Source organism: Klebsiella sp. GW_Kp182 (genome assembly GCF_040062275.1).
In the GTDB taxonomy this organism is placed as follows: Bacteria; Pseudomonadota; Gammaproteobacteria; order Enterobacterales; family Enterobacteriaceae; genus Klebsiella; species Klebsiella michiganensis.
In genome coordinates, this window is record NZ_JBEAFQ010000010.1 from 52,187 (window position 1) to 65,966 (window position 13,780).

A 13,780-nucleotide genomic window follows, 5' to 3' on the forward strand; every position below is an offset into this window, starting at 1 on the left:
CGGCGAAGGAGAGCGCCATGTCTTTACTGGCTAAAGCAAAAAAAGAAGGGCAGATTCAGCACATCACCCCGCAGAGCGCGGGGTGGAAGTACATTGGTTTTGATGTCTGGATGTTAAAGAAAGGGCAAACCGTCACCCTGGAAAGCGGCGATCGCGAACTGTGCCTGGTGCTGGTTGCCGGCCTGGCTTCGGTAAAAACCACGCAGGCGGATTTCCCGAACCTCGGCCAGCGTATGTCGCCGTTTGAGCGGACGCCGCCCTGGTCAGTCTACGTGCCGCCGCAGGATAAAGTCGAAGTGACGGCAGATTCTGACCTCGAGCTGGCCGTATGCAGCGCCCCGGGTAAAGGAACCTTCCCTGCACGGGTTATCTCCCCGCAGGACGTGGGCGTAGAGCATCGCGGTAAAGGGCGTAACCAGCGGCTGGTGCACAATATTCTGCCGGATAGCGCGCAGGCGGACTGCCTGCTGGTGGTGGAGGTTTACACCGAGGAAGGGGCGACCAGCTCATGGCCGTCGCACAAGCATGATACGGCACTGCCGGGCCAGGAAACCCAGCTGGAAGAGACCTACTACCACCGTTTCGATCCGCCGCAGGGTTTTGCCTTCCAGCGCGTCTATACCGATGACCGCAGCCTTGATGCCTGCATGGCCCCCTACAACCACGATGTGGTCATGGTGCCGCGCGGCTACCATCCGGTGGCGGCGATTGCCGGATATGACAGCTACTATCTGAACGTGATGGCCGGTCCGGATCGCAAATGGATGTTTACCTGGGAAGAGGATCACGCGTGGATCAATAGCCCTGATTATCCCCGCCACGATTAGCATCGGTTGAGGATAAAAAGGCCGGTTAGCCATGCTAGCCGGCCTTTTTGATCCTGTTACCCGAATAAGATCGTCGTCGCAACTCTGCCACATCCCCGGCTCGCGCTGCGCTTAGCCGGGCTACTGGTTTACCGTCGTCTGCGGACAAGTAGCCCGGGTAAGACGTTTATGTCGCCATCCGTAGACATGAAAAATTTAAGCCAGCTGCACCCCGGCTCGCGCTGCGCTTAGCCGGGCTACGGGTTTACCGTCGTCTGCGGACAAGTAGCCCGGATAAGACGTGTACATTGCCATCCGGGAGTCATGAAAAACTTAAGCCAGCTGCACCCCGGCTCGCGCTGCGCTTAGCCGTGCTACGGGTTTACCGTCGTCTGCGGACAAGTAGCCCGGATAAGACGTTTACGTCGCCATCCGGGAAGCATGAAAAACTTAAGCCAGCTGCTTCGTCTCTGCATCTTTGCTGCTGTTCAGCGCCAGCGAGACCGCCAGCGTCTGGGCCAGGCACAGCGAGGCCACCTGCGAGCGGAAACCATCAACCTGCGCCTCGCGCACCACAAAGCAGACGTCGCTGAAGGCCGCCAGCGGGCTGACCTGGCTGTCGGTAATCGCTATCTGTCGTGCTTTACGCTGCGCGCCGAGCTCCACCAGTTCAACCACTTCCCGCGCATACGGAGAGAAGCTCACCGCCACCACGACATCTTTCGGCCCGACCAGGCTCAGTTGCTCGGTAAACATGCCGCCCAGACCGTCAATCAGGAACGCTTTACGGTCCAGATGGCGCAGGGCGTAGGTCAGATAGGAGGCGACGCTAAAAGAGCGGCGCAGGCCAATAACGTAGATATTCTCAGCTTCCGCCAGCAGCGCGACCGCGCGCTGCAGATCGTCGCCGGAGGTCTGCATCGCCAGCTGCTGCAGCGCCTGGGTATTGACCATGGTGAACATATTCAGGATTTCGGTCGGCGTTTCCGGCGGGGTTGCGTCATCCGTGGTGGTCTGGCGGAACAGACGCGCGCGCTCGGTATAGTTAGCCGTCTCTTCCATCAGATGCTGCTTGAACATCTGCTTCATTTCGTTGAAGCCGCTAAAACCAAAGGCGTTAGCGAAGCGGATCAGCGTGGAAGGGGGGACGTCAGCTTGTTGCGCGATAGAGGCCACGGTGTCGAAAGCCACGCTATTGCTGTTATCGAGAATATAGCGGGCTACCTGTTTCAGGCGTTTGCTTAACGTGTCGTAGCGACGCCTGATTTCATCCTGCAAGATGGTAAGTTGGGTCGGATTATTGGCCATAGATTGCGCTCTGAGAAAATGAAAGGAATATAATTTCCAGTGTATCAAATGAAGCGAATTTTTCATTTACTACGATGAAATACGCGATTCATTTCACGAAGATCCAGAAAAAAGCCCGCATCTTCTGAAGAGGATGCGGGCCTGGGCGGAATCAGCCGCGGGCTTCTCGCCAGTAGCCGATGAGCGTGAGGTAGTTGCGTTTCACTTCGTTAATCAGCGCCTCGTCGCTGAGCTCTCCCTGCATCCAGCGCCGTGAAGGCTGGCCAAAAATGGTGCGTCCTACGGCAAAACCTTTGATCATCGGATGCTTCGCCGCTTCGGCAAAACCGGCGCGCAGACGGTCCGAAGGGGCGTCCAGGCCGAGGATTAAGATCCCGCGGCACCAGCTATCTTCGCGCGCGATCAGTTTGCCAATCCTTTCCCATTCCGCGCTCGACAGCGGCGGCAGCTTCCACCAGTCCGGCTGGATGCCCAACTGATAGAAGTGCTCCAGCATGTCGTGGTAGTGGCGTTCATCTTTATCCGGGCCGTTTTCCGGCAGGATGATTTCCAGCAGCAGCTCATGCCCGGACTTGTTGCACGCCTGCCAGACCTCCAGCAGCAGCGCATCCTGTTCGGCGCGCAGCTCGGCCGGATCGGCCGGATGATAGAAGACCAGGCATTTCACCACGTGCTCCAGCGGCCAGTCGATCAGCTGGGAACCGATGTTGCCATGTTCCAGGCGCAGCGGGCGCGAGCTCGGCATTTCAATCGGTCGACCAATCCACCAGCCCTTGCCGGTGATAGCATTGAGCGAGCGCTGGCCGTAGGTGCCATCGGCGAGGATGCCGCTGCGACCGTCAAGACCGGCTTCGTCTGCGGCGGCTTCCGCGGCCGCCAGCAGCAGCAGCTTCAGCTGCGGAATGCAGGATTCATCACGCCCGGTTTCCAGCGCCAGGTCTGCCAGCTGTTTACGGTGGTCAAAGGCGAAAATGCACAGCTCCGGCCACGCCTGGCGGCGGCTGGTGACGCGATGGAGATGGTTGAGACGATCGTCGATATCCGGACGCGGCACCGATTCTGCCCGCGACAGATAGTCGTCAAGCTCGGCTTTGGTCGGCATTGCGGGCGCGCAGCCGTGGCGTGAAACCACCAGCGCGCCGCAGGCGTTAGCGTAGCGGCAGGCCTGCTCCCAGCCTTCATCGTTAAGCCAGCCGCGCAGCAGGCCGGACATAAAGGCATCGCCCGCGCCCAGGACGTTAAGCACGTCTACGCGTACGCCCTGCTGCAGCGGCACGCTATCCCAGCTGTCGGGAATAGCGCCTTCCAGCACCACGCAGCCCATCGGACCGCGCTTGCAAACCAGCGTCGCTTTCGTGGCGTTACGCACGTTTTTCAGCGCGGTCAGGGTATCGGTGCTGCCGCCGGCAATATGAAACTCCTCTTCTGTCCCCACCACTAAATCGAACAGATGCAGGACTTCCTGCAGCTGGCTGGTCACCTGGCCGGATTCAATGAAACGCGTTTCACCGTCGCCTAAAGACGTTAACCCCCAAAGCACCGGACGATAGTCGATATCCAGCGCGGTACGCAGGCCGTGACGGCGGGCGTACTCCAGCGCCTTCAGCACCGCTTCGCGCGTGTTGGCGTGCGAAAGGTGGGTGCCGGTTACCGCCAGCGCCCGGGAAGAGGCGATGTACTCTTCCTTAATATCTTCTGGCGAAAGGGCCATGTCGGCGCAGTTATCGCGGTAAAAAATCAGCGGAAACGTCTCCTGATCTTTAATCCCCAGCATCACTAACGCCGTCAGGCGCTGCTTATCGGTGATCAGATATTCGGTATCGACGCCGGCGCGGCTCAGGGTTTCGCGTAGAAAACGACCATTATGCTCATCGCCCACGCGAGCGAGCATTGCCGATTTTAATCCCTGAATGGCGGTGCCGAAGGCGACGTTGCCGGAAGAGCCACCCAGGTATTTAGAAAAACTGGCGACATCTTCCAGCCTCGCGCCAATCTGCTGGGCATAGAGATCGACTGCCACCCGGCCAATACAGATGACGTCGAGTCGCTTTACTGCTGCATTCATAGCTAGGGTTTCCTTTTGCATTTCTGCTGTACGGAAGAGTCGGGATACCGACAGCGTCTCCGAAAACAGCCTGAGGGTTATTGGTTATCTCTAGTTTGAGAAATAAATATTTCATTTGCAAACTAGATCGAAATTAAAAAACCAAAAATGTGAGGGATATACCACTATGCCGCGCTGAGCCTCATTCTGCCTCGGATCCTGGGCTGCGGCTGAAAGTTGAACCAGAGCCCGTTTAGATGCGGTCTTTACCTATGATTTTTAAGGGGATATTAAGAGGTGGGCCGCGTAATTTGCGCGTTATCCCGTATACAGGATGCGAATGAAACGGGTGAAATGCATAGAGAGTTTGATCGCTCTCGCAAAATGAAATATTTCTTCTGTATTTCTATTTAATGAAAAAAATGTTTGCCTATAATCCAGAAGTATTCCAGTGACGTTAACGATTTCCCTGACTCATCGCTGTATCGCTGTGCAGGGCAAAACGCGAACCCACACGCAAATACTGAACAATAAGGATTGGGCAACATGGGCAAACTGAGACTGACAATGGCGCAGGCGCTGGTGAAGTTCCTGGATAACCAGTACCTGGAAGTCGATGGCGAAGAGCATAAGTTCGTCAAAGGCATCTTTGCTATCTTTGGCCACGGCAACGTGCTGGGAATGGGCCAGGCCCTTGAACAAGATAGCGGTGAAATGCGGGTCTATCAGGGGCGTAACGAGCAAGGGATGGCGCATGTCGCCACCGGTTTTGCCAGACAGTCCCTGCGTCGTCAGATTATTGCCTGCACCTCCTCCATTGGCCCCGGCGCGGCGAATATGATTACCGCTGCCGCCACCGCGACCGCCAACCGCATCCCGCTGCTGCTGCTGCCGGGCGATGTGTTTGCGACCCGCCAGCCTGACCCGGTGCTGCAGCAAATCGAACAGAGCCACGATCTCAGCATTACCACTAACGACGCGTTTCGCGCGGTGAGTAAATACTGGGATCGCATCACCCGTCCGGAACAGCTGATGAGCGCCTGCATCAACGCCATGCGCGTGTTGACCGACCCGGCGGAAACCGGTGCGGTCACGCTCTGTCTGCCGCAGGATGTCCAGGGCGAAGCCTGGGATTATCCGGAATCCTTCTTTACCCGCCGGGTACACCGCCTTGATCGCCGCCCGGCCAGCGCCGCGCAGCTGGCGGATGCCGTGGCGGCGATTAAAGCCAGCCGTAAGCCGCTGATCGTCTGCGGCGGCGGGGTGAAATACTCCGGCGCCGGCGAGGCGTTGACCCGTTTTGCCGAGCGCTACGGCGTGCCGTTTGCCGAAACCCAGGCGGGTAAAGGCAGCGTTGTCTCTTCGCATCCGTATAACGTGGGCGGCGTCGGCGAAACCGGCTGCCTGGCGGCGAACCTGCTGGCGAAAGAGGCGGATCTGGTCATCGGTCTCGGCACGCGTTTCAGCGATTTCACCACCTCGTCAAAATGGATTTTCCAGCACCCGGGCGTGCGCTTCCTCAATATTAACGTCAGCAACTTCGACGCCTGGAAGCTGGATGGCATCCCGATGCTGGCGGATGCTCGCGAAGCCCTCACTGCCCTGGACGACGCCCTGTCCGGCGAATCCTGGCAGGCTGGCTGGGGCGAGCAGATTGAAAGCGTGCAGAGCCGCCAGCTGAAAGAGACCCAGCGCGTTTACCAGGCGGTCTGGCAGGAAACCGCTTTCGTCCCGGAAATCGACGACCATCTGGATCGGGAATCGGTGTATCGCGAATTTCGCCAGATAACCGACTCCACCCTGACGCAAAGCAGCGTCCTTGGCGTACTCAACGAAACGCTGCCGGCGGATGCGGTGATTGTGGCGGCGGCGGGGAGCCTGCCGGGAGACCTGCAGCGCGTCTGGCGCAACCGGGCCACCAACACCTATCACGTGGAATACGGCTACTCCTGCATGGGGTACGAAGTCAGCGCCGCGCTGGGCGTGAAGTTAGCCCAACCGCAAAGCGAGGTCTATTCGCTGGTCGGCGACGGCTCGTTCATGATGCTGCACTCCGAGCTGGTGACCTCCCTGCAGGAGCGCGCGAAGATCAACATCGTGCTGCTCGACAACATGGCCAACGGCTGCATTAACAACCTGCAAATGGAGCACGGTATGGACAGCTTCGGCACCGAGTTCCGCTTCCGCTGCGCCGAATCGGGCCAGTTGCAGGGCGGCCTGGTGCCGGTAGATTTCGCCACCGTCGCTGCCGGCTACGGCTGCAAAACCTGGCGCGTCACGACGCTAGAAGAACTACGCCACGCGCTGGACGCCGCGCGCCGCGAAACCGTCAGCACCCTGATAGACATTAAAGTGCTGCCGAAAACCATGGTGCACAAATACGGCAGCTGGTGGAACGTCGGCGTCGCGCAGTCTGCGCTCTCCGAGCGGATCCGCAAGGTGGCGCAAATGATCAATGAAAAACGCGCTCAGGCGCGGGATTACTAAAACAGAACACAAACCCTGAACCCTACAAATCTCGGGAGAAAACCAACTATGTCACTCAAATTAGGTGTCATCGGTGCCGGCGCTATCGGTAAAGAGCATATCCGTCGTTGCACTCAGGTACTGCAGGGAGCCACGGTAGTGGCGGTTTCGGATATCAACGAAGAGAACGCCCGCGCCGCGGTTGCGCTGCCGGGCGTGCATGCCGAAGTGTACGCCGACGGTCATGACGTGATTAAGGCCAGCGACGTGGACGCTATTCTGGTCACCTCATGGGATCCCACCCACGAAGAGTACACCCTGGCCGCCATCGCCGCCGGGAAGCCGGTGTTCTGCGAGAAGCCGCTGGCGATGAGCGCGGAAGGCTGCCGCCGCATCGTTGATGCGGAAATGAAAGCCGGTCGCCGCCTGGTGCAGGTTGGATTTATGCGCCCTTACGACGAAGGCTATCTGGCGCTGAAAAAAGTGATCGATGACGGCGACATCGGCGCGCCGCTGATGCTGCGCTGCGCGCACCGCAACCAGTCGGTGGGCGAGGATTACATCACCAACATGGCGATCACCAACACCCTGATTCACGAGCTGGACGTTCTGCGCTGGCTGCTGAATGACGACTATGTTTCCGTACAGGTGCGCTTCCCGCGCTCCACGTCCCACACCCACGCGCGCCTGAAAGACCCGCAGATCGTGTCGTTTGAAACCAAAAAAGGCACGCTGATCGACGTGGAAGTCTTCGTGAACTGCCAGTACGGCTACGACATCCAGTGTGAAGTGGTAGGGGAAACCGGGATTGCCCGCCTGCCTGAGCCGTCGGCTGTGCAGATGCGCAAAGCCGCTAACCTGTCGACCGCTATCCTGACCGACTGGAAGGATCGCTTTATCAAAGCGTATGACGTTGAACTACAGGCCTTTATCAATGATGTTCAGGCCGGCCAGCTGCACGGCCCATCGGCGTGGGATGGCTACGCGGCGTCCGTTGCTGCCGACGCCTGTATCAAAGCCCAGGAAACCAGCGAGCCGGTTGAGGTGACGCTGCCGGAATGCCCGGCATTCTACAAACGCTAATCCCGCTTTGCTGACGGAACTTCTTTGCACAGGTAACGACGATGAAAATTGCTTTTGACGTTGATGTCATTAAAGACCTCGGGGTAACCCGAATGGTCCATCAGGTGGCGGAGTGGGGCTACAAGTACATTGAGCAATCGCCGCACCCGCAGATCAACCCGTTCTACAAGCACCCGCGCGCCAGCCGGGAAATTATGGCTGAGTACAAGCAGGCGCTGCGCGATACCGGCGTGGAACTCTCCTCGTTTATCTGCGTCTACCGCTGGTCCGGTCCGGATGAGCTGCGCCGTCAGGCGGCAGTGAAAAACTGGAAACGGCTGATCGAAATCGCGGTTGAAATGGGTGTTCAGGTGATCAACACCGAGTTCTCCGGCGATCCTAACCAGCCGGAGATTTGCGATGAGATGTTCTATCGCTCCATGGAAGAGCTGCTGCCGATTTTTGAGCGCGAAGGCATCCGCGTTGAAATTCAGGCACATCCGTGGGACTTCTGCGAAGAGAACAATGAAACCGTCGATATCGTGAAGTCGTTCCGCAGCGATAACGTTAAGTACGTTTACAGCGTCCCGCATACCTTTTTCTATGACAAAGGCGTGGGCGACGTTGAGAAGATGCTGCGCTACGCGGGAAGCGATCTCTCCCATGTGCTGATCGCGGATACCCGCAACCATACAAAACACTGCCGCTATATCGTTAACCCACCGGGCGTAGATGCCGTCGTTCACCAGCACGTGGGCGTCGGAGAAGGGGATGTTGATTTCGACGCGCTGTTCCGCACCCTGCGCGATATGAAATTTGCCGAGCAGACCTTCAAGGTCGGCGGTGAGCCGATTGTGGCCACCTCGCTGTTCGGCTACCCGGAAAAGATGAAATACCAGGCAGTGGAAACCCGTGAACTCATCGAACGTGAATTGCTGCGCCGGTAAGGCGCAGCGGCAGGAGCCCCCTACTATGAACAAAGATAACGTAAAACTGGCTATCGCCCCGATTGGCTGGACTAACGACGATATGCCGGAGCTGGGCAGCGAGAATACTTTCCAGCAAATCGTCAGCGAAATGGCGCTGGCGGGCTTTACCGGCAGCGAAGTCGGCAGCAAATATCCACGCGATCCGGCGGTTCTCAAGCCGATGCTGGATATCCGCGGCATTCAGATTTGCAACGCCTGGTTCAGCACCTTTTTTGCTAACGGCCAGCGGGAAAAGACCATTGATGAATTCGTTAACCACATGAATTTCCTGCATGCTATGGGCGCGAAAGTGATCGGCTGCTCTGAGCAGAGCGGCAGCATCCAGGGGCTGGAAAAGCCCATTCTGGAGAATGCGAAACCGTGCTTTAGCGAAGAAGAGTGGCAGCGGGTGGCGGAAGGCTATAACACCCTCGGTCGTCTGGCGGCGGAAAAGGGCATGCAGGTTTGTCTGCACCATCATATGGGCACCGGTATCCAGACGACGGCAGAGATCGACAAGTTTATGTCGCTGGTGGATGACAAAGTCTTCCTGCTCTACGACACCGGACACGCCTGGTATTCCGAAGGCGGCGAAGAGCCGATGCTGGCGATTCTGAAAAAATATCTGCCGCGCATTAACCACGTGCACCTGAAAGACGTGCGTCCGCCGGTGATCGAGCAGGTGCGTCGCGAAGGGCTCTCCTTCCTGGACGGCGTGAAGAAGGGGACCTTCACCGTGCCGGGCGACGGCGTCATTGATTTCCGTCCGGTGTTCAAGCTGCTGGACGAGCATGGCTATAAAGGCTGGATGGTGGTTGAGGCCGAGCAGGATCCGGCGCTGGCCAACCCATTCGAATACGCCGTAAAAGCGCGCAAGTATATCCGCGAGACGGCAGGAATCTAATCGTTGTTTTATTTTCAGGCCATACGTCGTATGGCCTGCTTTTTTTACCCCATCACTCAGCAGTAGCTCAAGACGTAGAACGAAAACAACACGTCGGTGAGGCCTCGGCCTCTGCATTCAGACTAGAGCAAATCTTCCCTCAAACAAGGCGGGTTACTGGAGTCTATTATGTCTAAGGAACAATATCTTACACTCAATAAAGCGTCGGGACCGAATAGCGAGACCCCGACAACGCCCTTTGTAAAAGTTGTCGCCCTGATCGCGACGCTTGGCGGTTTACTTTTTGGCTATGATACCGGGGTGATTTCCGGTGCCTTACTCTTTATGGGCACCGAGCTTCATCTTACTCCCTTTACCACCGGTCTGGTCACCAGCTCGCTGCTATTCGGCGCCGCCTTTGGCGCGCTGCTTTCTGGCAATCTGGCGAATGCGGCGGGCAGAAAGAAAATTATTCTGTGGCTGGCGGTGCTTTTTGCCATCGGCGCGATAGGCACTTCTATGGCGCCGGACGTTAACTGGATGATTTTCTTTCGCCTTATTCTCGGCGTGGCGGTCGGCGGGGCGGCGGCCACCGTACCGGTCTATATTGCCGAGATAGCTCCCGCGAATAAGCGCGGACAGCTGGTTACTTTGCAGGAGCTGATGATCGTATCCGGTCAGCTGCTGGCCTATATTTCTAATGCCACGTTCCATGAAGTCTGGGGCGGGGAAAGCACCTGGCGCTGGATGCTGGCGGTGGCGACGCTACCCGCCGTGCTGCTCTGGTTTGGCATGATGTTTATGCCGGATTCACCGCGCTGGTACGCGATGAAAGGGCGCCTGGCGGAAGCCCGTCGCGTGCTTGAGCGCACCCGGCATAAAGATGATGTTGAGTGGGAGCTGCTGGAGATCACCGAAACGCTGGATGAGCAGCGCAATCTCGGTAAGCCCCGGTTCAGCGAGATTATGACCCCGTGGTTGTTCAAGCTGTTTATGATCGGTATTGGTATAGCGGTTATCCAACAGCTTACCGGTGTAAATACCATTATGTACTATGCCCCCACGGTACTGACCTCGGTTGGTATGACTGATAATGCCGCGCTGTTTGCCACTATCGCCAATGGCGTAGTCTCAGTATTGATGACATTCGTTGGCATCTGGATGCTTGGCAAAATTGGCCGTCGCCCGATGACCATGATTGGTCAGTTCGGCTGCACCGCCTGCCTGGTTTTTATCGGTGCGGTCAGCTATCTGTTGCCGGAGACGGTTAACGGCCAGCCTGATGCGCTGCGCGCCTATATGGTTCTGGCAGGGATGTTACTGTTTCTGAGCTTTCAGCAGGGGGCGCTATCGCCAGTGACCTGGCTGCTCATGTCGGAAATATTTCCAACTCGCCTGCGCGGTATTTTTATGGGGGGGGCGGTATTTTCAATGTGGATTGCCAACTTCCTGATCTCCCTGTTCTTCCCGATACTGCTGGCGTGGTTAGGGCTTTCAGGCACCTTCTTTATCTTCGCCGGTATTGGCGTATTCGGTGCGATATTCGTGATTAAATGCGTACCGGAAACCCGCCACCGTAGTCTTGAACAAATTGAGCACTATCTGCGGGATAAGCTGGACACCAGTGAAGAAGGGCAGGCCGCCAGGGCCCGGCGAATAGTGGCTGAATCGCAGGCGGATAAAGTGTAAGGCTGATTGCCAACGGTATCTGCAATGCTGGAGCGGTGCTCAGCGGTCTGCACGGACCGGGCTAACGAGCCGTATCGAACGATCCCCTCCCCTTGAAAAGGGGGAGGGGGCACACTGCTTCCGTACGGTATTGCAGAAGATACCTCAGCTATCTGCGGGGATAGTGAGGGAAAGGCCTACTTCACTTCCGCCAGCGCGGTCTTATCGACGTAGGGCTTCATCAGCGCATCGGCCTCCTTCTGTGCCGCCTGCACCGCGGCTTCCGGGGTGATTTTGGCATCGTTGACCACCGCGGCCAGCTGGTTTTCCATCGCTTTACGCACGGCAACGGTCTCCCAGGTGGAGTACCACGGATGGGCATACTTCAGCTGTTCGAGGGCGATAGCCGCGCGCGGATCCTGCTGCAGATACGCCTTCATTTCCGGCGTATCGTAGGCGGCCTTACGCGGGGAGAAGTAGCCGGTAAAGCGGCTCCAGGCGCCGTTAACCTGCGGGCTCACCAGATACGTCAGGAACTGATACGCCGCTTTTTTCTGCGCGTCGTTGATGCCCTTGAAGCTCACCAGGCTGGCGCCGCCGATCGGCACCGCGCGCTGCTCTTTGGCCGGCAGCATCGCCACGCCCAGCTCAAAATCTTTGCTGTTCTCGCGCATAAAGCCCAGCGCGCCGGTGCTCAGCATCGCCATTCCGACTTTGCCGGAGAAGAAGCTGGCGCCGATCTGTTTCGAATTCAGCACGCCGGAAGGCATGACTTTGTCTTTATAGACCAGGTTCTGCCAGAAGCGCAGGGCGCCGATGGTGGTTGGCGTGTTGTAATAGACTTCGCCCGGATAGTCCTCGTTAAAGTATTTCCCGCCGTTGGCGCGCACCAGCGCCGAGAAGATCCAGCCGCCGTAATCATCGTTGGTCGACGGCAGCATGATCCCCCACTGGCCTTTGCTTTCGTCGGTCAGCTTTCTGGCGTCCGCCAGCAGCTCGGCCCAGGTTTGCGGCGGCTGTTTGATCCCGGCCCGATCGAACATCGTTTTGTTGTAGTAGAGGATCGGCGTCGAGTTATGGAACGGGATCGCATAGGTGGTGCCCATCACCTGGGCGTTTTTATGCATTGCGGGCCAGAACGCCTTCACCAGAAAATCCCCCGCTTTTTGATCGCCATACTGGAACAGCTCGTCCATCGGCAGGATCTCACCCTTCAGCGCCAGATCGGTGGTGAAGTTAGCGGACATAATCACCAGCGCGGGCGGCTGCCCGGCCTTCTGCGCCGATTCGGCTTTGATCTTGGTGGTGTCGTAGTTGCCGGTAAAGATCCCGCGTACTTCGACATCCTGCTGCGACTCGTTGAATTGCTTAATGACGCGGGTCATCTCCATGGTCAGCTTGCCGTCCACCGGCGCCGGAAACATGAAGTCGATCTTCTCTTTCGCCAGCGCCGCGCCGCTCAGGGCAAGGCTGAGCCCAACCGTGAGAGCGGTGAGAGGTTTAAACATGGTCTGTCTCCATCAGTAAATTATGCTGTTTCTCAGCATGAAAAAGATGCACATCGGCAGGTGAAAAGCCGAGGATCAGCGAATCGCCTTTCTCCGGCACCGCGCCGCGATGGCGACGGCTAAAGCGTAGGGTGCCGATGGGGGTGCTGACTTGGAGCAGATAATCGGCTCCCATCAGTTCTCGTTGCAGCACGGTGGCGGGCAGGCGCAGATGGCTCTCCTCCACGCGGTCGCTGATATGTTCCGGGCGAATGCCTAACCACACCCGGGATTCTTCACGGTAGCGCGGCGGCAGCGGATAGCGCAGCTCACCCAGTAATACCTCACCATCAGCGCAGGGCAGCGAGAGCAGATTCATCGCCGGAGATCCGATAAACCCGGCGACAAACAGGTTGGCCGGGTTGGCGTACAGATACTCCGGTCGCCCGACCTGCTGTACGTGGCCGCCGTTCATCACCACGATGCGGTCGGCCATCGACATCGCTTCCGTCTGGTCATGGGTGACGTAGACGGTGCTGGTTCTGAGCTGCTGGTGGAGATCCATAATGCTGTCGCGCACTTCGCTACGCAGGCGGGCGTCGAGGTTGGAGAGCGGCTCATCCATCAGGAACAGGCGCGGATTGCGCACAATCGCCCGCGCCATCGCCACCCGCTGCCGCTGGCCACCGGAGAGCTTCGCCGGTTTGCGATCGAGCAGGGTATCCAGCTGCAGCATCTGCGCGACTTTATCCACCCGCGGCTGCCAGCTGGTCTTCTCCTCTTTGCGCACCTTCATACCGAAGGTGATGTTGTCGCGCACCGACAGGTGCGGAAACAGCGCATAGTTCTGGAAGATCATCGCGAAGTTGCGCTCTCTGGGCGACATTTCGGTGATGTTCTCATCGTGCAGCCAGATCTCCCCCTCGCTGACCGGCTCCAGCCCGGCGAGCAGGCGCAGCAGGGTGCTTTTACCGCAGCCGGATGGGCCCACCAGCACCACGAATTCCCCTTCGCGAATATCCAGCGACAGGGCGCTGAGGGCCGGTTTACCGTCAAACTGTTTACTGATGTTTTGCAGACTAAGCATG

10 protein-coding genes are annotated in these 13,780 nt (G+C 58.0%); 6 read left to right on the forward strand and 4 right to left on the reverse strand.

What is annotated here, in order from left to right; translation table 11 throughout:
* Positions 1-17: 17 nt before the first annotated feature.
* Positions 18-827: a 5-deoxy-glucuronate isomerase gene (gene iolB, locus ABLU88_RS12170; RefSeq protein WP_025107465.1), complete on the forward strand. Its 810-nt coding sequence runs from the start codon at positions 18-20 to the stop codon at positions 825-827.
* 429 nt (positions 828-1,256) lie between these two features.
* Here the strand turns inward: iolB and ABLU88_RS12175 are convergent, their stop codons facing one another.
* Together ABLU88_RS12175 and iolC are read right to left on the reverse strand one after the other, a co-directional pair.
* Positions 1,257-2,114: a MurR/RpiR family transcriptional regulator gene (locus tag ABLU88_RS12175; protein WP_004098142.1), complete on the reverse strand. Its 858-nt coding sequence runs from the start codon at positions 2,112-2,114 to the stop codon at positions 1,257-1,259.
* A 151-nt stretch (positions 2,115-2,265) separates the two neighbouring features.
* A complete protein-coding gene (gene iolC / locus ABLU88_RS12180; RefSeq protein WP_014227681.1) occupies positions 2,266-4,179 on the reverse strand; it encodes a 5-dehydro-2-deoxygluconokinase in 1,914 nt (637 codons plus the stop codon).
* A 525-nt stretch (positions 4,180-4,704) separates the two neighbouring features.
* Between iolC and iolD the strand changes: the two genes are divergently transcribed.
* From iolD to ABLU88_RS12205, 5 genes are all read left to right on the forward strand, one after another.
* Positions 4,705-6,645, forward strand: a complete 1,941-nt coding sequence (gene iolD, locus ABLU88_RS12185; RefSeq protein WP_014227682.1) for a 3D-(3,5/4)-trihydroxycyclohexane-1,2-dione acylhydrolase (decyclizing) — start codon at positions 4,705-4,707, stop codon at positions 6,643-6,645.
* Between the two features lie 48 nt (positions 6,646-6,693).
* Complete coding sequence (locus ABLU88_RS12190) at positions 6,694-7,707, forward strand: Gfo/Idh/MocA family oxidoreductase (RefSeq protein ID WP_004098145.1); 1,014 nt, start codon at positions 6,694-6,696, stop codon at positions 7,705-7,707.
* A gap of 41 nt (positions 7,708-7,748) precedes the next feature.
* Complete coding sequence (locus ABLU88_RS12195) at positions 7,749-8,633, forward strand: sugar phosphate isomerase/epimerase (RefSeq protein WP_004098146.1); 885 nt, start codon at positions 7,749-7,751, stop codon at positions 8,631-8,633.
* A gap of 25 nt (positions 8,634-8,658) precedes the next feature.
* Positions 8,659-9,558, forward strand: coding sequence for a myo-inosose-2 dehydratase (gene iolE / locus ABLU88_RS12200; protein WP_004098147.1), 900 nt, complete (start codon positions 8,659-8,661; stop codon positions 9,556-9,558).
* 168 nt (positions 9,559-9,726) lie between these two features.
* A complete protein-coding gene (locus ABLU88_RS12205) occupies positions 9,727-11,226 on the forward strand; it encodes a sugar porter family MFS transporter (protein WP_014837228.1) in 1,500 nt (499 codons plus the stop codon).
* Between the two features lie 176 nt (positions 11,227-11,402).
* Here ABLU88_RS12205 and ABLU88_RS12210 read toward each other — a convergent pair whose 3' ends face one another.
* Positions 11,403-12,713, reverse strand: a complete 1,311-nt coding sequence (locus ABLU88_RS12210; protein ID WP_279908820.1) for an ABC transporter substrate-binding protein — start codon at positions 12,711-12,713, stop codon at positions 11,403-11,405.
* Positions 12,706-13,779, reverse strand: coding sequence for an ABC transporter ATP-binding protein (locus ABLU88_RS12215; RefSeq protein ID WP_224266027.1), 1,074 nt, complete (start codon positions 13,777-13,779; stop codon positions 12,706-12,708). The genes ABLU88_RS12210 and ABLU88_RS12215 overlap by 8 nt, the downstream gene beginning before the upstream one ends.
* Between the last annotated feature and the right edge of the window lies 1 nt (position 13,780).